The following is a 21,171-nucleotide window of genomic DNA, read 5'->3' as shown; positions in this document are numbered from 1 at the left end:
AATTATTTATATTTCTTAACGGCTGCGCGGCCTCTGGAAAATTTGACCGCTTCTTTTTTAGCGTTATCAAGCAAACCTTGCGCCAGCTCTTCAAGCTTTTGATTTATTTCGAGTTCTTTATTAGCAAATTTCGATTTTGAGTCGTCGTCTAATCGACGCAGCGCTCGAACAACAACTTTATGGCGTATCTGGGAGAGGTAACGAAAGCGTTCTGTGGAGAACTCTTCCCTGGACGACGACAGGCAAGCAGCTAACTCTGTGTTAACTGCCTGAAGAAAAGGTGGAGTTTCGCAATGGTTTAATATTGAATTTTTCAAACAGCTTGTCGTTTTTGACGCTGGGCCTCATACGCTTCCTGTTTCGCTTCTTCAGGAATCTGTACCCACGCATCGCGTATTGGTGTTAATAGGCTAGACACTTCATCCAACATATTCAAGTCGTTGTTAAAATGTGCCTCATTCAAACGTTCTACCATGTAGTTGTATAATGCAAACATATTTTCAGCTACTTCACCACCAACCTCTACATCAAGCGTATCTCGCAAATGCATGATAATTGCGCTTGCTTTAGAAATGAAATCCGCTTTAGCCACTAGCTCTTTGCGCTCCATCGCCCCTTTTGCGTAAGCAACTCTATCAAGCGCCCCCTGCAAAAGCATAAGGGTAAGTTTATGCGGATCTGCATTTGCAACGTCCTGTTTTAAGTTCCCTTTACGATAGGCGTTTATACCTTTGAGTGACATAACAACTCCAACTCTACTTTATTTACAACGACGCTAATAACGCTGAACCAGTTTGGTTTAACTGTGCAACGGTTTGGTCGAGGTTTAAATATTTATCCCGAAGAATCTCTTCATAGTTAAGCATGCGTAATTCGAGTGTTTCACGCTCATCGTACAGCTCTTCTCGCTCATCTTTAACAGAGCGCTCACGCAAGCTGATTAAACCACTATAAGATGTATATTCTTTTGAAAACTCGTATAAGCGAGTAGCAATACCTTCATCAGAATCAGTAAACAATTTGGCAATCTCATCGAAGTTATCTTCTAGTGCATCTTCTAGACGATCTTCGCCTGATCCTAAACCAAAATCAGTCGAACCAATTTCTAACTTGCCTTCATCATCGAATTCGATACCAATCTGGAAAAGCCCACCAAGAGCAGAGGAGCTGACGCTATCGCCAACAATTGATGCCAACCCGCTCTGTATTCCTCGTAATAAAGAGTCACCAGCCAGTGCGCCGTCATCTTCTAGCTCAGATTCGCCGTATTTAGTTAACGTACCTATTTCATCAATAAGCGCATTATAGTTATCGACAAAGTCACGGATTTTTTTATCTAAACCTTCTTTGTCATAGCCGATGTCTAGTTTAGTTGCTTGAAATTCCCCAGCCGCGTCTTTCGGAGAAACCTCATTAACATCAAACGAGACGTTTTGGATAGTATTTTCAAACTCATTAGAACTGCTTTGAACTTCGATTCCATCAACGTAGGCAATAGCATTACGGGCACTTTCTATATTTGCAGCGCTAATATTGTTGGTGCCACCCGTTGTTGATAGTCGATCTAACTCCGCGGCGCCTGTATCATTTGTGATGACAAGGTCATTACCATCGCCTGTCTCATCTGAGGAAAATACTAAGCGAGGACCTGCGCCGGTTCCCGTATCAATAATGTTAGCCGTTACGCCAAAGTTATCATCTGCGCTGTTAATCTTCTCACGTAAAGCTGTTAGCGACATACCTGCGGTCACATCTACAGTGAAACTCTCGCTTCCACCAACATTAAACGTAAGCGATCCCGTCCCAGACGTCAGTACTGGGTCGCTGCTTGAAGTAAATGCACCTGCATCTGTCGTAATCCTGCTTCCAGCCGCAAGTTGTTCAACAACTATTTCATAGCTGCCGCGAAGCGCTGAGTTTGATGCATCTGCAGACAGAACGTCATTATCTTCTGAAGGATTAGTTATTGTTGGCTCACGACCATTTATACCGTTATCACTTCGTAATTCATCAACGGCATCTTTGAAGTCAGACAACTTAGATTTAATCTGCCCGAGGCCAGAAATTTCAGCCTCTATACGTTCTTCTTTTGCATTTAACCGTTCTTCTTTGGGCTGACGCTCTGCAGTAAGAAGTTGTTGTACAAGATCGTCAAGAGCAAGGCCTGACCCTACACCTAGAGACTGAATTGTCATACTTTACCTCGTTAAACCTGGTTGTTGATAAACACCCCTACACTGTTCCCAACATCCTGTTGCAGCTCTTGAATGCGTTCGGCTAGTTTTAACACTTCTTCTGAAGGTATTTGCCTAATAACATCACCAGACTGTGAGTCTTTCACCGTTACTACAGAGCGTTTTGTTTCATCGTCTATAGTAAAAGCTAAATCCCTATTCTGAACTTTAAGGAATGATTCAACTTTGGCGACAGCATCATCTAGCTGAGCACCGTTCCTCTCTCCATCATTGTTATCGACCCGCAGGTCAGGAGCTTGAGCAATATTTTTTCTATCTAACGTTTCACGGTCCGATAGAGCTTGCTCAGATTGGTTGGCACGTTGATTTGCATCGCTCTTCTTTTGCCTCGCTTGTTCGGAATTCTGATCAGAGACCAGAGGCGCGTCACTCTGCACAGGCACTACTGATGCTGTAGATGCAAAAGCTTGGCCACTTTGGGTATTTTGAATTTCCACCTAATACCTCCTTCCTGAAACGACAAAACGGGTACTTGCCTATCATACATAGCAAACACCCGTTACATCTCAATTAAGGTAACTAATTAAAGTATAGCTTATCCAAGCAAAGACAGCGCTGTTTGAGGACGCTGGTTTGCCTGACTGAGAACAGAAACAGATGCCTGCTGAATAATCTGATTTCTGGTAAGTTCTGCAGTTTCTGCCGCAAAATCAGTATCACGAATTTGTGAACGAGCGGAAGACAGGTTTTCACTAATATTACTTAGGTTACGAATAGTAGACTGAAAGCGATTTTGCAGCGCACCCAAATCAGCTCTCACAGCACCAATTCCAGAGATAGCACCATCAATATCACTAAGTAATGACGAGGCGCCAGCTGCAGTCGTTACGTCGTTAGTTGTAATTCCAAGGCCTGTTGCACTGAAGCCGCTGATAGAGCCAAGGTTGCCTGAAGACAAATTAACTGAAATGGTTTGGCCCGCGTTTGCGCCAACTAAGAATTTAGCAGAAAAGTTACCGTCTAGGATGTTCACGTTACCAAACTGTGTGTCTGTAGCGATACGTGAAATTTCTGTACGAAGTGCAGAAACTTCTTTTTGAAGCGCCTGACGGTCGGCTGAACTGTTAATACCATTTTGCGATTGAACTGCCAGTGTACGAATACGCTGTAAGCTTGTAGTTACCTCACTTAGGGCACCTTCAGCCGTTTGAGATAAAGAAATAGCATCGTTCGCGTTACGAACGGCTTGGTTCAAACCTTGAACCTGAGATGTTAGACGATCTGAGATCTGCAAGCCAGCAGCATCATCTGCAGCACTATTAATACGGAATCCCGATGAAAGTCTTTCGAACGACGTGTTTAAGCGATCGCTTACGTCAAAAAGCTGACGCTGCGCGTTAAGCGAAGACACATTAGTATTTACAAATAAAGACATTAGATTACCTCCTAGGGATTCGATGGCAAATTTGCTATCATCAAATCCTTCCAGTTCAAATTAGCCGGGTCACTACTCCCAACTAACCCCTCTCTTAAAAGTAAAGTAAATTACCCCTCAACAATAGGTATCGGCAAAGTCTTTAGGTTCTTTAGCTTTTTTTTGTATTTTTTACTCTAATTTTCAAAATAAAAAGTAATTTATTGTTTTAAAAAGAAAAAATCATATAGAGCGTTTAAATAAAATTATTAATTTTTCGATACATAGCTAAAAGATATCGATAATTGATACTGTAAATAATGTCGGTAAGCGTTAACTAAGATTTCGAACGTGCAATTCAGGATATGAGGAAAGAACCATCAAATTTGCAAGAATGAAAAAGCTGGCACTGTAAATGCTTTAGGAATATCGAACCAACGGCTTTGCTCTACCGTAGTTTGAAATTGGCGGGATGTTTCGGTAAAAATAAAAAAAGGCCGAGACATTCAAATCTCGGCCAATTTGCTCATGTTAGGAGATTGAGCAAATTCAGTTTCTGTCGGCTGGCAGGGTTTAGTAGGATAAACTGGCCTCTCAACCAACACTTCTACACTCTCAGTTCTGTTAGTCGGCGTTTTCTCTAAGGGGCGGCCTAATTGGCCGCTTTCCTTGCTTCAGGGGATGGCCTCTCAACTCCTTCCCAAATTTACGCCTAAAACATGCTTAACGCGTTAGCCTAGTAGAGACAATGCTGCTTGGGGGCGCTGGTTCGCCTGAGCTAAAATTGTTGTACTTGCCTGTTGTAAAATCTGATTACGGCTTAACTCTGCCGTTTCTGTGGCAAAGTCAGCATCTTTAATGCGAGATCTTGCCGCTGAAACGTTTTCTGAAATGTTACTTAAGTTTCTGATGGTAGATTGAAAACGATTCTGTAATGCACCCAAGTCAGCGCGTAAACCGCCGACAGCAGATATTGCAGTATCGACCGCAGTTAGAAGGCGAGAAGCGCCCTGCTCTGTAAGTACATTATCATCCAAAATTCCCATGCCAGTCGCACTGAAACCATTTATGCCGGCACGTGCTAGTGCTGAACTCGATAGGTTTACAGAAATTGTTTGACCGGCATTAGCGCCTACCAAAAACTTAGCCGAAAAGTCACCTGTTAGAATATCCACACCAGCGAATTGCGTTGTTGTAGAAATACGCGAGATTTCTGTACGCAGTGCAGAGACTTCTTTTTGAAGTGCTAAACGGTCTGCAGAGCTATTAATACCGTTTTGCGATTGAATCGCTAGCGTGCGAATACGTTGAAGTGCTGTCGTCGTTTCCGCCATTGCACCTTCAGCAGTTTGAGCAAGCGAAATACCGTCATTTGCATTTCGTACAGCTTGGTTTAAGCCCTGAACTTGCGAAGTCATACGGTCAGTAATCTGAAGACCTGCAGCATCATCAGCAGCGCTGTTGATTCTGAAGCCAGATGATAAGCGCTCAAATGCAGTGCTTAAGTTGTTGCCAGTAGTGAACAATTGACGTTGTGCGTTTAACGATGACACATTGGTATTTACAAATAGACTCATGGGTCTCTCCTAACAGTTTCGAGTGTTGCGCTATTGGTTTTATTATCTGCGCGGTAGTTTAAAATTTTGGCATAACCTGTGCTTTGTATAGGTGTCAGAGTAATCTGACGTTTTGTCGGCACACTAACCGATGAAACTTGCTATATAGAGAAGTTACTTCTCTTTGCTGGCTGGCGGGTTTGATGTTCCAGACCTCAAACCTCTCACTACCTCCTGGCTTCATTCTCGCCTGTCAGCAGCTCCACCCTTAGCAAACCTTCCTATTTATCGCCACTCAAATCAATTTACTTTATAAATTTTTGAAATTAATTTTTACACCGATAAAATATTGATTTTAATCACTTTAAAAACAAACAATATAAAATCATCTAGAAAATTCACCCTTATACAACCTGAGTTAACTAAGTTTTTTAAGGGATGGAGGATAATTAACAACTTTACCTCCCCTTTGTAATAGTTATCGTCACATAGGGAAATTTCCTTTAGCTTTTTTTATAAAATTTTTAGTTCGTTTTATTAACTTTACAAAAAGATAACCAATTCAATGAGATAGAGGGATTCTTCAATTACTGGGGGCGTGTTACTAAGCGTTTCTATACTTGGAAGGGTTTTGAAGAATTTAGTAAAATAAAAGCTGTCGTTAAGTGAAAATTCCTCTAAAAAGTAGGAAGACACTGTGCTGATGATGATAGGCAAAAAAAAGCCGACAATTGTGTCGGCTTTTAGTAAATTAAGTTGAACTAGAGCACTACCTCCTGGCTCCATTCTCGCTTTTTTAACCTAGAAGAGAAAGAGCTGCCTGGGGGCGCTGATTCGCTTGCGACAATACCGTAGTACTTGCCTGCTGGATAATCTGGTTACGCGTTAAGTTTGCAGTTTCTGTGGCGAAATCTGTATCTTTAATCTGTGAACGTGCAGCAGATACATTTTCTGAGATGTTACTTAGGTTACGTATCGTAGACTGGAAACGGTTTTGAAGAGCACCCAAATCAGCACGAAGACCACCGATCGCTGAGATAGCGTTGTCGATAGACGCCATCATTGAAGAAGCATTCTCACTAGTTAATACGTCATTCCCTGCTCCCGTGATCCCTAAACCAGTTGCACTGAAGCCATCTACATTGGCTCGTCCAAGAGCTTGACTTGAAAGGTTTACAGAAATCGTCTGCCCTGCGTTTGCACCTACAAGGAATTTAGCAGAGAAATCACCCGAAAGGATGTTTACGCCTGCAAACTGAGTAGTCGTGGATATACGTGAGATTTCAGTACGTAATGCAGATACTTCTTTCTGCAGAGCAACACGGTCAGCAGAGCTGTTGATACCGTTTTGTGATTGTACCGCTAGCGTACGAATACGCTGTAACGCAGTTGTAGTTTCAGAAAGCGCACCTTCAGCAGTTTGCGACAGTGAAATCGCATCGTTTGCGTTACGTACAGCTTGGTTAAGTCCTTGGACTTGTGAAGTCATTCGGTCGGTAATCTGTAGACCTGCGGCATCATCAGCAGCGCTGTTGATACGGAAGCCTGAAGAAAGGCGCTCAAAAGACGTACTCAAAGAATTACTAACATCAAAAAGCTGACGCTGGGCATTCAATGAGGATACATTGGTATTAACGAACATAGACATAAAGTCTCTCCTACACTCTCAGTCCAGCGTGCGCTGGCTGTCGGCATTGCCGACGTTTTGTTTTAGTAGTCATCAAGACCTGAGGGGTAATTGATGAACTGGCTCTCTCAGAAACTGTATCGACAAGATGTAAATTCCCTTTAGAAAAAATTACGTTTTTTGCCGATAAGCGGTAAGATATTGCCGCTACACTGAATAAAGTTCATTTATAAGTGGCGGATTTTTAAGGGAGATTTAGAGTGCAAAAAAAAATGAAATTATTCGATTTAAAACGTATCTCTAAGCCTGCTGCGCATAGTGCCTTTACCGACCTTATAGAAAATCCCTTCGACAAAAGTAGAAAAACGTTACTGTGTTGCTATCGCCAAGCGACTAATCATATTAGCGCAGACGGTTTGCTGGTGGTGCTAACTGTCGATAAGAAAACTTTCCAAGTTTTAGCAAGAATTCGTATACAAGAACACAATGCTGATCTTAGAGATCCAAAGTTTTCATTTGATGGCAAACGGCTAATACTAAGTACCTACGCGAAGACCTATTTAGATAATGGAAAAATGGTGTCTAAAATGCGGACCTATTTTTCCACCACGGGCCTCTCTTGGTCTGGAAGTAATAATTACGGCAAAAGCGGTTGGTGGCTTTGGAATCATAATTGGTTGGGTAATGAAGCCTATGGATTTGCTTATAATCGACCATCCAATAAGTTGTCGCTCTACAAAGGCGATCCTACACGTACAATGCAACTGCATAAAGATGATGTTTTCAACCTGAACAAGCAAGGCAAAGGCTATCCCAACGAAAGCACCATTTTGTTTGATAATGAAGGTAATGCCTCTGTATTTTTAAGACGAGATGCCGATTCATTTAGCGCGCAGTTTGGAACGTCTAAAGCACCTTACACTAAATGGACATGGCATGATTTAGGGATATATATCGGTGGACCAGCGGCTGTAGCACTTGGCGCTAACATGTTTATTGTCGCTGGAAGACATGTCGACTGGGTGACTCGCAAGTTTTCCACCAAAATATGGTTATTTAACAAAGAGTCAAAGGAACTCAAAGAACTACATACACTACCGAGTGGTGGGGATACGAGTTATCCTGGGCTAATAGTAGAAAACGACAATCTGTATGTCTCCTACTACTCTTGCCATATCGACAATGAAGCGAGAGTGTACATGGCGCATCTAACAGGCGTTGATGCATAAACCGATTAACGCCTCTAGATATAATTAAATAGCGATAAGTTACTTACTTGAGGGAATGTTGCTAATGCAGCACTCAAAGCTGTTTCTTGCTTTGCAAACTCTGTAGATGCTTCAGCGTAGTCCACGTCTTGAATGGAAGATCGCTGTGCTTTCGCTGCTATTTCCATATCTAAATTACTTTCGTACGTACTTTCAGCAATATTCAAGCGACTACCTATGGAAGCCCGCTCTAAGGAAAGTTTTTCAAGTCCATTATCTAAGCCAACTAACGCGTCTGCAATTGACTCCTGAAGCGCTGAATTATCAATAGTAGAGTCCATTAGAATGGTTTGGATTTCGTGAATTGACTGCGCCATGCTTTTCTTTTCTGGCGCATCGAATGACAAGTCTATGCTATCACCAGGCGCTGCTGTAGCATCAAACTCCATCCCTTTGATAGTAAAAGGCTGCCCTGAACTGTAAGCAACAGAATCGACAACGGCACCGGTTCCTTGGTTAACTAACTCTGCTTGACCTGTAGCAAGAAAATTAATGCGGTAATCATTATTTGCCGAATTGACCGGGTCGTAATTCTTGTCGAAAAAGGTATCAAATGTTCCTTGCTGCTTCACCTCAGCTGTATTTACAGTAGCTCCAGTAGTGCCATCAATTGAAAACTTAAATCGCGATAGCACGTTTTCAAAAACTTCATATCCGTTACTGGTTGATTGAATCTTAGAACTATTCGATAGCTGAACAAAGCTCACACCCGGATCACCTGCAAATGTAATGGCATTTCCCGTTGCAGCGGGGTTATATTCGAATGCTTGATTACCCGATTGGTAACCTGCATATAAGTAATTGCCGTCTGCATCTTGGGTGTTCATCAAGTCAAACACCTCGAGTTTAATTTGCTCTAATTCAGCGCCAATTGCGCGCTTATCAGGATCAGACAAGATACCATTACCAGACTGGACAATAAGTGTTCGCGCACGATTAATAGAATCGGTAATGTTTGTCAGCACTGCCTCTTGCTGCTCAAGCGAACCGGTTACCAGATCATTATTGCGTTGAAACTGAGTAAGCTCATCGATTTCTTCGGTTAAGCGCAGTACTTTCGCTGCCCCGACAGGGTCATCGCTGGGCGTGATTATGCGTTTACCTGAAGCTAGCTGTTCTTGGGTTTTCGCCAAGTCGCCCTGATTTTGCATAATCGAGCGCATGTTTTGATCATAGATTTGATTCGTTGATATACGCATAGCTCACCTACCTTGCTGATTGCAAAATGGTATTAAATAATTCTTGGGCCGTAGACAAAATACGTGCTGCAGCTGCATAGCTCTGCTGGTATTTTATCAAATTGGCAGCTTCTTCGTCTAAGCTAACGCCCGACACTGACTCAAACCAATTTTCAGACTGTACTTTCATCGCTTCAGCCGAAGCCAATGAGACGCTAGCCATTGATGCATCTTCACCAATACGCCCAACCATAGACGCATAGGCATCTTGAAACGTTCTTGGCGTATTGGTTGCTTCACTACTCACCTGAACTTTGTTTTCATTTTGAAGAGCAGCTAAATTAAGCGCATTGCTGTTATCGTTGAAACCATCTGTATTATAGCTAATAGAAAAGCTATCGCCTGCTTTTGGCACACCGTCTAAGCTTAGATCAAAACCGGGATCAGGACTTATTCCCGCTTGACTGATAAGGTTCGTTAAATCCGTTGTACCCGTTACAGTAGCTAAAACCGTCCCGCTTCCATCTAACACTTCATAGGTATCCGCAGCCGTAAAGCTAATTTGAGCGGGCGCTGAATTTAAAAGGCCACCCGCTCCATCAAAGGCAGAGGTTCCCACTTCCGTATTTGAAACAGTTACATCTATCACGTTAGCGCTGCCTAAGTTTGTACTGTCAGCCCCGGCTCGTACTGGGTTGGCGAAAGCTAAATCTTCTGGGCGATTTGTATCTAAGCTTATATTTGAAGCCACATCTTTGGTTGGCTGAATCAAAAACTCGTTACCCACGGTGTAGGGATCGCTTCCTGAAAAATCTATTTCAATGCCGCCAGGGAGTTCATTAAAACCGGAGGTTACTGCAAAGTTAGAGAAAATAATGTCATTGCCAGAACCGTCTTTTTTAGGCGTGCCGTCTGGGTTTAAAAACGTAATTTCAATTTCACTGGGTACACCGGCAGCAACGGCGGTGACTTCAATTTTATAATCGGCGTCAGTTAATTCAGCGCCTTTGCCTTCGGTTATCTGTGCTGTAACTACGTAGTCGCCATTGGTGTCTTCATAGGCTAGCCCTCTAAAAGAAGGAATGTCGGAAATGTTACCGCCAATTTGACCATCTAAATCCATACCCAGTTTATTTTGCGTATTCATTGCATCGGCAAAAGCGACAGAGAGCTGACCTACATCACGCATTGTTGGCCCTAACACTTCATTACGGTACTTGAACAAGCCACCTAAGGACCCGCCTAAGTCATCTTCTATTACACGTATCGACGTATCGTTTTTGGTTTGTGAGCCGAAATTTGTTTCCAGCTTGATTTCTTTGGTTGTTAGGTCTGCATTAGAACTTAACTCAAAAAGATTAAATGCACCGTTTTCAAGAACAAGCGACTCGCCCGATGTTAGGTTAATAGTAACGGCGCCATTTTGTGTAGTGCTCTCTTTAACCGTAATCCCCATAATTGAGGCAAGTTCGTCTATGGCCTGATCTCGCTCATTAAGTAAAGCGGTTGGCTGATCGCTCGTATTATTGCCATTTGCAATAACGATATTGCGATTCAGATCGCCAATATTTCCAATTAGCGTATTGGCTCTATTTACCATTGAAGTGACCTCTAAATTGAGCTCTTCTTCTTTTTCCAGCATGTAATCCGACAAGGTTCTCATGCGGTTATAGAGGGATTCAGATTTGCTTAGTACCTGTTCACGAGATGCTAGGTTTGTTGGATCATCAGCGGCGGTTTGTAGGGCTGAAAAGTATTCACTCAGGCCTTGAGAAATTGAGTTCGCTTCACTGGCTAGTAGGTTATCAATTGCTGTAGTTTTATTAGAAAAAGCTTCGAGTTCACCTACTGCGGTGATATCGCGGCGTAGCTGATTTTGAGCAAATACGTTGATAATACGTTCAGTATTGCCAATCTCAACACCAAATACTTGGCTATTTTGAAGCTCGGTGCGTTCGCGAACATAGCCAGGCGTGTTGACGTTGGCGATATTGTTACTTGTCGTTTGCAACAGCTTACTACTAGCGTTTACGCCGCTTGTAGCTAATGAATATAAATCAACAGAACTCACTGTATTCTCCTCACCTATAACCCCTAACTATGGCTTTAAACTATGGCATCAACGAACTAAGACGTTCGCTGTTATACACGGCCATTATTTTGCTCGCGTAGTCAGGGTCGGTAGCGTAGCCCGCTTCTTGAAGCGCACTTGTATAGCGCGTAGCATCAGAAGCATTTTCCACAGCATGGCTATAGCGAGGCTGTGTGGTAATAAAACGTCCGTAATCTTCCATCGCATCTTCTACCGATGAGTAAGACCTAAACGCTGCTTTTTGTTTTTGAGGCAGCCCATTGTTAAATTCTAATGTATCCACCACAGCTTGCTCGCCTTGCCAACCTTTATTGGCCTTTATGCCAAACAGATTATGCGAACTAGTGCCATCGGATTTGTGAATAACAAATTTTCCCCAGCCTGTTTCTACAGCAGCCTGGGAAATGATTGCTTTTGGATCCATGCCGTATTTCTCCGCCACTTTCTCGGCAATAGGCATAAGGCTCTCAACAAACTGTTCTGGGCTTTCGAACATGGCGTCTTTTTGTGCCGACTGGCTTTTTATCGAGTTAGAGGAAAGCGCTATGTCTTGTGCCTCAGCAACCTTGTATTCACGATTCCTATTTAGCGATGAAATATCACCGTCACTTCTTATGACACTCGCTGGCGTATAGCTATCTTCGGTCTGACCCAGCTGTTTCACAATTACATCAGCTAAACCCAGGCCCCCGCCTGATGTTAAATCTGTAGCCAGCTGCTGGTCGTGCATATCGCGGTAAAACTTCACTTGTTGAGAATTGAACGGGCTATTCTCATCGGCAAGCGCATCTTGCGCTTTACGCATAGATTTCAACATCATTTGCACAAATATCGCTTCAAACTGCTGGGCAGCTTCTTGCAATACCGTCTCATCGCCTGACGCAATGGCTTCGCGCATTTTGTTAATACTGCCCATATCATGGACATTGCGCGCCATATCAAGCTGATTTTTTGTGCTAAGTGATTCCATCGTATTTATTCCGTTGTAACCCGTTTTATTCCCACCAGATGCTGTTAAAAACTGTTCGCTTTAGATAATTACAAGTTCACCGCGTAAAGCCCCCGCTTGACGCAGTGCCTCTAAAATTGCCATCAAGTCGCCCGGTGCCGCGCCTACTTCGTTAACTGCACGCACTAACTGATCGAGGGTAACGCCAGGCTCAAACTTAAACATTCTGCTATCAGCCAAGTCCACATCAACAATAGATTGGGTGGTTATGGCAGTTTGGCCATCTGCAAATGCATTAGGCTGCGTCACCTGTTGATTCTCAGAAATAGTCACCGTTAAGCCGCCATGGGTAATTGCTGCTGGTAATAAGCGAACGTCACTACCAATCACAATGGTGCCTGTTCGGCTGTTTATCACTACGCGCGCTGGCGCATCAGCTGGTGTAAATTCAAAGTTCTCCAGCGTTGCCAAAAAGCCTACACGCTGACCTACATCCCGCGGGGCTGTAACCCGTACAGATGCGGCATCAATAGGCTTTGCAATGATGTAGCCATTTTCAGGTTGTGCGCCTAAGCGCTCGTTAATAGTGTCAGCTAGCGCTTTTGCCGTTGAAAAGTCTGGATAATGAAGGTTGAGGGTTAGGGTATCGCCATTGGCAAACCCGCTAGGAACCGATTGTTCAACCATGGCGCCGTTCGGAATCCTGCCAACCGTAGGTGTATTCACAACAATACGAGAACCGTCTCCACCCTGCGCACCAAATCCACTAACCACTAAGCTTCCTTGTGCTACCGCATAGACTTTGCCATCTACACCACGAAGAAACGTTTGAAGAAGTGTTCCACCTTGAAGGCTTGATGCTTCGCCTACTGACGAAACCGTGATATCAATAGTTTGACCTGGTTTTGCAAACGCAGGCAATTCAGCATGAACAGCCACCGCCGCAACATTTTTGATTTTGGGTTTAGTATTAGCATCTAAACTAATACCAAAGTTACTCAGCATAGTTCTAAAACTCTGCTCGGTGAATGGGCTTTGCTCCCCAGTACCAGGTAAACCGACGACAAGACCATACCCCACTAATTGGTTGCTACGCACGCCCTGTATGCTCGCTAAGTCTTTAATACGCTGCGCCGCTGCTTGCGAAGATAAAAGCAGTGCAAATACGGCTAATACGACTGAAAATAAACGCATGTCCACTCTCCTACCAAAGCCTAAAGAGGCCACCAAGTTGAATCAAAGAACTTAGTTAACCAGCCCTTTTCCTGTGCTCTTGCAAAAGTACCCGTGCCTGAATATTGAATGCGAGCATTGGCTACCTTCGTAGACACAATTTCATTTTCCGGGCTGATATCTGCAGGGCGAATAATGCCAGTAAGGCGAATATACTCATCACCATGATTCAGCGTTAGCCACTTCTCACCGCGAATAACTAAGTTACTGTTTGGCAGCACATCCACCACCGTAACTGAAATAGCACCGTCTAAGCTGTTGCTTTGGTTTGCTGCTGCATCACCGGTAAAATCGCGTGACGAGCCAATTCCTAATTGGATAGATTGACCGCCAATATTTACCGCTTGGCCGCCAAGCCCCGTTATCGTATCTAGATTTACATTGGTATCTTTGGCAGTAGAAGTATCTGCAGATTTACTCGCGGAAGTACTCTCGTTAAGGGTGACAGTAATAATGTCGCCTACTCTTCTCGCGGTAACATCCGAATACAAACTGTTAGCCATGTGGGAGCGGAATAGCGAGCCGTCTTCTACCACTGTCTCACGCGGGTAATCTGGCACTACTGGCGCAAACGAGGGATCATTTGCCTGAACAGGAGGCTCGTTTGTACTGGCGCAACCGCCAAGTAAAAGTAATGCAACAGATAAACCTAAAATACGCATGACGCTACCTACTAAAGTTGCTGAATAACCTGACCAAGCATTTGGTCAACTGACGAGATAACTTTTGAGTTCATCTCATACAAACGCTGGCTTTCGATCAGGTTTACTAGTTCTTCGGTCACGTTCACGTTAGATGTCTCTAACGTGCCTTGAGAGATATAACCCAAACCTTGTAAGCCAGGGATCCCCTGAATAGGCGCGCCGCTTGACGCTGTCTCTACATAAAGGTTTTGTCCGGTAGGCTGAAGCCCCGTCGGATTCACAAAATCAGAAATATTTAACTGCCCCAATACCTGAGGTTCAGCTTGACCGCGGATGCTCACGCTGATTTCACCATCTTGAGAAATAGTAATTTGCTGTGCATCTTCAGGAACTGCAATTTCAGGCTGAAGCAAGAAACCAGCGCCAGAGGTAACAATTTGCCCTTGGTCGTTTAAGGAAAATTGACCATTTCGCGAATAAGCGATTGTTCCGTCGGGTTGCAAAATTTCAAAATAACCACGACCTTGAATTGACATATCCAACGCATTTTCAGTGGTTAGCAAGTTGCCCTGCGTATGTGCTTTTTGCGTAGCGACCACTTTTGAACCTGAACCAAGCATTAGTCCAGAAGGCAACTCTGTATCAGCAGAAGAACGACCGCCAGGTTGATTGATGTTTTGATAGAGCAAATCTTCAAAAACTGCGCGATCTTTTTTGAACCCTACGGTTGATGCGTTTGCAAGGTTGTTAGACACAACCGCCACATCGGTTTGTGCGGCGTCTAGTCCGGTTTTACTTATCCACAGTGCTGGATGCATGTTAACCTCCGACGTTGCCTATTGGACAACGATGATAAAAATTCTTTTACAGGATGCGCAGTAACTGGTTACCGCGAGTATCAAGCTCTTCCGCTTGCTTCATCATTTTGACTTGTAATTCGTAATGACGTTGAAGACTTATCATGTCTACCATCTCTTCAACGGCATTTACGTTAGAACCTTCAAGCATGCCAGACATTACTTTGACGTTAGCATTGGCTTGCGCTATTGAGCCATCTTCCATTCTAAATAAGCCATCGGTGCCGCGCTCCATATCCGCATAGTTTGGAGAAACTAGCTTGAGACGTCCTACTTCCTCGATAACATTGGCTGGGGCTCCTAGCTGTCTCATGGACAAGGTGCCATCAGCGGCAATGTTAAGGTTGTCCAAAGGTACTGGAAGAAAAATCGGCCCGTTGTCACCTAGCACCACACGGTCGTGAATGTCTGTCAAAATTCCGTCATCGCCTAGTTTGAAGTTGCCATCACGGGAATAAGCTTCTTGACCATTTTGATCTTGTACCGCAAACCAACCATCCCCTTGAATGGCCACATCTAAATCTCGGTCCGTTTTAATCATTGGACCCGACTCATAATTGTTAGACGGGCTTTCAGTCATAGAAAACACGCGGGTTGGCAAACCTTCACCGTAAGCCGGCATCGATCTCGCTTGCTCTAATTGAGCTCTAAACCCGGTTGTCTGCGCGTTGGCTAAGTTATTGGCTCTAATCCCCGTACCTAATAGGTCTTGGGATGCGCCACTCGCTGAAATATAGAGAAGTTTGTCCATGACTGACTTTTGACTCTGATTAAACCTTAAACAAGATTTTGCAAAGGCGATGCCAATCTGTGGATTTTTAACTCAGGTAGAAAATATGAAAGGTATTAAATTGATATTTAAAGGAAAATAAAAGAGCCGCTGTTATGCGGCTCTTGTATATATCGGCAATAATGGCGGGCTTACACGCCAACGTATTGCCGCTTTTATATTCTAATAAACGGCGCTTTACCTTAACTATCGTATATTCAGAATAGTCTGGTTCAGTGAGTTATTAACTTCGAGCGCTCTTGAGTTAGCCTGGAAGTTACGCTGAGCAATGATCATGTCAATAAGCTCGGTTGTCAGGTTAACGTTGGCTTGTTCAAGGGCCGATGAATTAATTTCACCGAAAGTACCGGTGGTTGCTTCACCCGCTAGCGCCTCACCGGAAAGAATACTTTCTTTCCACTGCGTGCTACTTTCTTGCGTTAGGCCCTGCTCATTAGAGAAACGAACTAGCGCAACACGAACAATAGGCTCAGAGGTTCCGTTAGAGAAGGTAGCGCGAACCAAACCGTCAGGGCCGATATCGATACCCGTCAGTCGACCAACTGGCAAACCGTCTTGTTCTAATGACGTTACTTCAAACGCTGAAGCAAACTGAGTTGGCTCATTAGGCGTAGCGTTATTCACATCTAGATTGAAATCAATGCTTATCTGTTGCGTAGGATCCGAACCATTTGCAAGAATACCCGCACCTAGTGCTTCAGTTTGCATTTTAAAGTCTAGCGTAGGTAAGCCATCTGGTGTTTCCATCCCAGAGAAATCACCGCCCTGAGAGAAAATAAGTTTAGATGCTGTTACGGCGTTACCCGTGTTACCGCCAACTGAATTGACGGCGGTAGTTGGGTCAGTATCAGCGCCTGTCGAATCGGTCATATCGACGAGGGTATCGTCTATTGCAGTCGCAACGTACCACTCGTTATCAACCCCTACCGTGTTGTCTTTAATGAAGTAATACGTCATTACGTGACTATCACCTAAAGAATCATATACCGTCACCGATGTTGCGGCGTTGTAGGTAAGTGGATCTTCCGGGTCAAAATCTTGCGGATCTAACGCAGCATCCCCTGCAGGTAAGTTCATACGAATATCAACTTCTGTGGTTTGCGCAGGTGAACCTGATGAATCTGGAATTCGCACTGGTTCAGTCGTACTTAGTGCAACTGATGCGCTTGTACCGTCAGAGTTTACTGGGAAGCCCAGAAGGTTGTCGCCGTTACTGTTTACCACAAAGTTATCACTATCTAACTTAAACTGCCCAGCACGAGTGAATGAGAAATCACGAGAAGTAATTTCAGGTACGGTAGCAAAGAAGCCGTTACCCGTAATCGCAAGGTCAAGCGATGTATTGGTAAACTGAAGGCTACCTTGGGAAAATTGCTGTGCAACTTCTTGAGTAAGAACACCGTCACCCACTTTGGTTTTACCACCTGACAGCAGTGATGCCGCATAAACGTCGCCAAATTCAGCTCGTGATTCTTTAAAGCCAACCGTATTAACGTTTGCGATGTTGTTGGCGGTTACATCCAAATCTTTTTGTGCGGCCGATACGCCACTCAGTGCAATATTAAAAGACATTATTGATTCTCCTACTAACTGCCGATTTGGATGACGTCATCAAGATTGATACTGACATCACCATCCAAATTCAAAATTACGCCCTGACCACTGCCGGCCAAGCTGACACTTCCAACGTGACGATTGACGGCAGTATTCAGCTGAACACCTTCACCGTTTAGTTCGCCAGTGGCACTGATAACATATTCACCAGGTTCCATTTGGTTGCCATGTTTATCTTTGCCATCCCATTCAAACTCAATGTTGCCGGCACTTTGTGTTCCTGCATCAATGGCTTTGATTACTTCTCCAAACTGGTTCTCAATGTTTATCGTCATGTTTTGAACCGTTTGCTCGTTTACAATAACGCCTGAGAGCCCTTCCCCTTCGTTCGCCATGTAACCGACATTACCTTGAACTAGCACGTTCTGTCCGATGAGACTCGATGCCTGCAGTGCTTGATTAGATGTCATTGAAGCCGCAAACGATTCGAATTTCTCGTTAAGCTGGGAGATGCCGTCAGCCATCGTAAATGACGTCATCTGGGCCACCATCTGATCGTTATCAACCGGTGCCGTAGGATCCTGATTGGCAAGCTGTTCCGTCAACATCGAAAAGAAATCTTCTTGGGTTAGCTGCTGCTCGGTACCATCGGCAACTTTTACAGTTTCTTCCTGCCAGTACAGGTCCGTATTTAAGCCGGTGTTATTTATGGTGTTCACTGATTAATCCTCACATTATTCAAGCGGCAAATTACTGCCCTTGACCTAACTGAAGTACGCGGCGGAAGATTCGTTTGGTGGTATCCGCTACCTGTACGTTTGTTTCATACGCTTTAGACGCTGACATCATATTCGCCATTTCTTCCACAATGTTGACGTTAGGTTTGTAGATATAGCCCTCTTCGTCTGCCATTGGGTTATTAGGCGCGTATTCCACCTGGAGTGGTGCATCACTTTCCACTATGCCTTTAACTTGAACACCTGCGCCCTTCGACTGATCTCGCATAGCGTCTTGTAGCGCCGTGGCAAAAACCGGGTGGCGAGCTCGATAGGTTTCGTCATAGCTGCTGCTTACCGAGTTTGCATTAGCAATATTACTCGCCGTTGTATTAAGACGGACATTTTCCGCCTCCATACCCGTACTCGAAATTTGCATTACGTTAAATAAACTCATGACTATTGACCTCCTGAGCTAAGTGCTTTTTTCATGCCTTTAATTTTTCCATTCAAAAATTCAAGGCTTGCTTGGTAGCGCAATCCATTGTCTAAAAATCGGTTTCTTTCCGCTTGGACTTCTACCGTATTACCGTCGCCGGTATCCGGTTGGGTGGGTACGCGGTACTGCATGTCAAAATTTGCCGCAACAGACGAAGAGTTGCCGCCTAGGTGGCGTTCATTTGTCCGGACCAATCCGGAAGAAGCATGTTGTTTGGTTCCACTAGATGCTTCGCTCATTGCTGACTGCATGGCTTTGTTAAAATCAATATCTCTGGCTTTGTAACCAGGGGTATTGGCGTTAGCTAGATTCCCCGAAATAACCTCCATACGCTCTGTGCGTATCTTCAGTGCTGACTCGTGAAAGCCCACCAGCTTATCTAGGTTAATAGCCATAACATGACCTCTGACATACTTTAAAAACGTTTCGTGTAGACAAGCTAAACGGAAATATAAGCGTTAAACTTTTGCCGATTTACTGTCGTTTGTCTAAATAGTTAGCAAGGCAGATGCCACAATGGGATTTTGACGGAAAGTAAAGGGGTTGGTAAATCGGCTTGAGTTTTAAAAAACTTTATTTATCAAGCCGATAAGTTAGATCATTTTTTTTGGTAGTAAAGACCAGGGTGGCACTTCACCATGCTGTAGATATCACTGGCGGCACTTATAGACTCTGACGCGCCAAGAAATAGAACGCCGTTAGGCTGCAGTTGTCCGGCAATTTGTTGCAGGATCCGCTGCTTTACTTCTGCTGAAAAATAAATCAACACGTTGCGGCAAAACACAATATCAAACCGACCGAGCGCGGCATAACTTGTAAGCAGGTTCAAACTTCTGAAGCTTACCATACGGCGAACCTCAGGCTTCACCTGCATAAGTCCCTTTTCGTTTTGTTGGAAAAAAGCTTGTCTTCGCTGTGGAGATAACCCTCTGGCAAGAGAAAGTTCGTCATAAATACCTGATTCACATTTTTGCAGCATTTCTGATGATAAGTCGGTGGCCACAATCTCAACGCCCGCTCTCAAAGCGCCTGGACGTTGACGTTGATACTCAAGCACGGACATTGCGATGGAATAAGGCTCTTGCCCCGACGAACAAGCCGCACTCCAAATGCGAACCTTCTGATTTTTAGTAGATAAGGATGGCAATAGGTCCTTTAAAAGAAGATCAAAGGGATAGTTATCGCGAAACCATAATGTTTCGTTGGTCGTCATTGCATCGATAACACTTTGTAGCAAGGTGCGATCAAAACCGCGTACAACAACGTCTATCAGTTCATCTGCAGATTCGTACTTATGCTTAAAAAGCAATGAAGCCAAACGGCTGCGGACAAGGTATTGTTTATTCTCCCCCAACACTATGCCGCATTGCTTTTCAAGAAACTCTCTGAACTTTTGGTAGCTCGCGGGCGAAACGTCTTTATTAGCCAATCCTTTCCTGCTCCGTTATTCGCACTCGGTCATCAGCCACTTCTGTACAGCAGTCGCTAATTCGTCTGGGTGAAACTTCGCTATAAAGTCGTCTGCGCCAACTTTTTGTACCATTGCCTGGTTGAAAACCCCACTTAATGACGTGTGCAGAACAACGTGGAGTTTTTGAAGTTCAGGAGTATTTTTAATTTCTGCAGTCAGGGTATAGCCATCCATTTCGGGCATTTCAATATCAGAAACTAGTACACCAACGCGGTTGGTTACGTCGCCATACTCTTCAGCAATTTGTTTAAGACGATTAAGTGCTTCAAGACCATTTTTAGCAAGCTCGATTTCAAGGCCTAGTGACGTAAGCGCCTTTTTCACCTGATTTCTCGCTACCGCCGAGTCATCCGCAATGAAAATAATCTTGTTTTCTTGGCCTTCTGTGGTTAGCCCCTCGGCCACGTCAGCACTCACTTCAGCGTTCAGCGGAGAAATCTCATTGAGAATTTTTTCTACATCTAGTATTTCAATGAGTTCGTTCTCAACCTCAGTAACTGCCGTCAGATAGCTGGCGCGCCCCGTGCCCTGAGGTGGTGGCATGATGGCATCCCAGTTGGTATTGATAATGCGCTCAACAGCGCCAACCAAAAAACCTTGCACCGAGCGGTTGTATTCAGCAATAACGATAAACGCGTTAGAGAGGTCTTCAATTTTACGACCACGCGTAGCCATACTCAGGTCAATAACCGAAATAGTTTGGCCACGAATGTGTGCCACCCCACGAACTAGTGGATTTAGTTTTGGCATTGCCGTAAGCGGAGGACACTGCAATACCTCGCGCACTTTAAACACATTAATCCCAAACCGCTGACGGCCGTTCAGTCTAAACAGCAACAACTCTAAGCGGTTCTGCCCAACAAGCTGCGTTCGCTGGTTTACCGAATCTAAAATACCCGACATAGGTCACCTCTAAGTAATACTGGGCATGATCATTGCCTCTTATGATAAGAATAGACAATATCACTAAATTTTTGCAGGTCAAACGACAGAAAAATGACACTGAAGGTTTAATTAAGCTTCACTAACGTTTTAATACTGCCTATTGAATCATGTCATGTTGAAGCGTGTACTTTTACACCTTGAACTAACTATTGTTGTTAAACCCGCGGTTTACAAACATAGATT

General features: G+C 44.0%; 21 protein-coding genes. 1 reads left to right on the top strand and 20 read right to left on the bottom strand.

From position 1 onward, the window contains the following. Positions 1-2 precede the first annotated feature (2 nt). The 7 genes from ACXAGK_RS03055 to ACXAGK_RS03025 form a co-directional block, all read right to left on the bottom strand. A complete protein-coding gene (locus ACXAGK_RS03055) occupies positions 3-317 on the bottom strand; it encodes a hypothetical protein (RefSeq protein WP_474854008.1) in 315 nt (104 codons plus the stop codon). Further along, on the bottom strand, positions 314-742 hold the full coding sequence (gene fliS / locus ACXAGK_RS03050; protein WP_474808258.1) for a flagellar export chaperone FliS: 429 nt from the start codon (positions 740-742) through the stop codon (positions 314-316). The genes ACXAGK_RS03055 and fliS overlap by 4 nt, the downstream gene beginning before the upstream one ends. Positions 743-764: 22 nt before the next feature. After that, positions 765-2,195 (bottom strand): flagellar filament capping protein FliD, encoded by a 1,431-nt coding sequence (gene fliD / locus ACXAGK_RS03045; RefSeq protein ID WP_474854006.1) that lies wholly within the window; start codon positions 2,193-2,195, stop codon positions 765-767. A gap of 11 nt (positions 2,196-2,206) precedes the next feature. Continuing rightward, positions 2,207-2,692, bottom strand: a complete 486-nt coding sequence (locus tag ACXAGK_RS03040; protein ID WP_474854004.1) for a flagellar protein FlaG — start codon at positions 2,690-2,692, stop codon at positions 2,207-2,209. Between the two features lie 98 nt (positions 2,693-2,790). Then, positions 2,791-3,630 (bottom strand): flagellin N-terminal helical domain-containing protein, encoded by an 840-nt coding sequence (locus ACXAGK_RS03035; RefSeq protein WP_474808262.1) that lies wholly within the window; start codon positions 3,628-3,630, stop codon positions 2,791-2,793. A gap of 710 nt (positions 3,631-4,340) precedes the next feature. Beyond that, complete coding sequence (locus ACXAGK_RS03030) at positions 4,341-5,186, bottom strand: flagellin N-terminal helical domain-containing protein (protein WP_071950965.1); 846 nt, start codon at positions 5,184-5,186, stop codon at positions 4,341-4,343. Between the two features lie 775 nt (positions 5,187-5,961). Continuing rightward, positions 5,962-6,813, bottom strand: a complete 852-nt coding sequence (locus ACXAGK_RS03025) for a flagellin N-terminal helical domain-containing protein (RefSeq protein WP_474854002.1) — start codon at positions 6,811-6,813, stop codon at positions 5,962-5,964. Between the two features lie 239 nt (positions 6,814-7,052). Between ACXAGK_RS03025 and ACXAGK_RS03020 the strand changes: the two genes are divergently transcribed. Further along, positions 7,053-8,021, top strand: a complete 969-nt coding sequence (locus tag ACXAGK_RS03020) for a hypothetical protein (protein WP_474854000.1) — start codon at positions 7,053-7,055, stop codon at positions 8,019-8,021. Between the two features lie 14 nt (positions 8,022-8,035). Here ACXAGK_RS03020 and flgL read toward each other — a convergent pair whose 3' ends face one another. The 13 genes from flgL to ACXAGK_RS02955 form a co-directional block, all read right to left on the bottom strand. Next, positions 8,036-9,259, bottom strand: a complete 1,224-nt coding sequence (flgL, locus tag ACXAGK_RS03015) for a flagellar hook-associated protein FlgL (RefSeq protein WP_474853999.1) — start codon at positions 9,257-9,259, stop codon at positions 8,036-8,038. Between the two features lie 7 nt (positions 9,260-9,266). Further along, the gene (gene flgK / locus ACXAGK_RS03010) at positions 9,267-11,309 is read right to left on the bottom strand and encodes a flagellar hook-associated protein FlgK (RefSeq protein ID WP_474853997.1); all 2,043 of its coding nucleotides are present in this window, start codon (positions 11,307-11,309) and stop codon (positions 9,267-9,269) included. Positions 11,310-11,349: 40 nt separating this feature from the next. Then, the gene (gene flgJ / locus ACXAGK_RS03005; RefSeq protein WP_474808269.1) at positions 11,350-12,300 is read right to left on the bottom strand and encodes a flagellar assembly peptidoglycan hydrolase FlgJ; all 951 of its coding nucleotides are present in this window, start codon (positions 12,298-12,300) and stop codon (positions 11,350-11,352) included. A gap of 60 nt (positions 12,301-12,360) precedes the next feature. Beyond that, positions 12,361-13,473: a flagellar basal body P-ring protein FlgI gene (locus ACXAGK_RS03000; RefSeq protein WP_474808271.1), complete on the bottom strand. Its 1,113-nt coding sequence runs from the start codon at positions 13,471-13,473 to the stop codon at positions 12,361-12,363. 20 nt (positions 13,474-13,493) lie between these two features. Further along, complete coding sequence (flgH, locus tag ACXAGK_RS02995; protein WP_474808273.1) at positions 13,494-14,174, bottom strand: flagellar basal body L-ring protein FlgH; 681 nt, start codon at positions 14,172-14,174, stop codon at positions 13,494-13,496. 11 nt (positions 14,175-14,185) lie between these two features. After that, positions 14,186-14,974 (bottom strand): flagellar basal-body rod protein FlgG, encoded by a 789-nt coding sequence (gene flgG, locus ACXAGK_RS02990; protein WP_039223165.1) that lies wholly within the window; start codon positions 14,972-14,974, stop codon positions 14,186-14,188. Positions 14,975-15,020: 46 nt separating this feature from the next. Continuing rightward, positions 15,021-15,764, bottom strand: coding sequence for a flagellar basal body rod protein FlgF (locus tag ACXAGK_RS02985; protein WP_474853993.1), 744 nt, complete (start codon positions 15,762-15,764; stop codon positions 15,021-15,023). Positions 15,765-15,989: 225 nt separating this feature from the next. Beyond that, positions 15,990-17,375: a flagellar hook protein FlgE gene (gene flgE, locus ACXAGK_RS02980; protein WP_474853991.1), complete on the bottom strand. Its 1,386-nt coding sequence runs from the start codon at positions 17,373-17,375 to the stop codon at positions 15,990-15,992. 14 nt (positions 17,376-17,389) lie between these two features. Continuing rightward, a complete protein-coding gene (locus ACXAGK_RS02975; RefSeq protein WP_474853989.1) occupies positions 17,390-18,076 on the bottom strand; it encodes a flagellar hook assembly protein FlgD in 687 nt (228 codons plus the stop codon). A 31-nt stretch (positions 18,077-18,107) separates the two neighbouring features. Then, positions 18,108-18,530, bottom strand: a complete 423-nt coding sequence (flgC, locus tag ACXAGK_RS02970) for a flagellar basal body rod protein FlgC (protein WP_118490030.1) — start codon at positions 18,528-18,530, stop codon at positions 18,108-18,110. A gap of 2 nt (positions 18,531-18,532) precedes the next feature. Next, positions 18,533-18,967, bottom strand: coding sequence for a flagellar basal body rod protein FlgB (gene flgB, locus ACXAGK_RS02965; RefSeq protein ID WP_474808281.1), 435 nt, complete (start codon positions 18,965-18,967; stop codon positions 18,533-18,535). Between the two features lie 203 nt (positions 18,968-19,170). Continuing rightward, on the bottom strand, positions 19,171-20,001 hold the full coding sequence (locus ACXAGK_RS02960; RefSeq protein ID WP_179982625.1) for a CheR family methyltransferase: 831 nt from the start codon (positions 19,999-20,001) through the stop codon (positions 19,171-19,173). A gap of 15 nt (positions 20,002-20,016) precedes the next feature. Further along, entirely contained in the window at positions 20,017-20,946 is a 930-nt protein-coding gene (locus ACXAGK_RS02955; RefSeq protein WP_179982624.1) for a chemotaxis protein CheV, read from the bottom strand. Positions 20,947-21,171: the final 225 nt, after the last annotated feature.

This window comes from Alteromonas sp. ABM1_013 (assembly GCF_056160505.1).
This window is presented reverse-complemented; position numbering and strand designations above follow the sequence as displayed.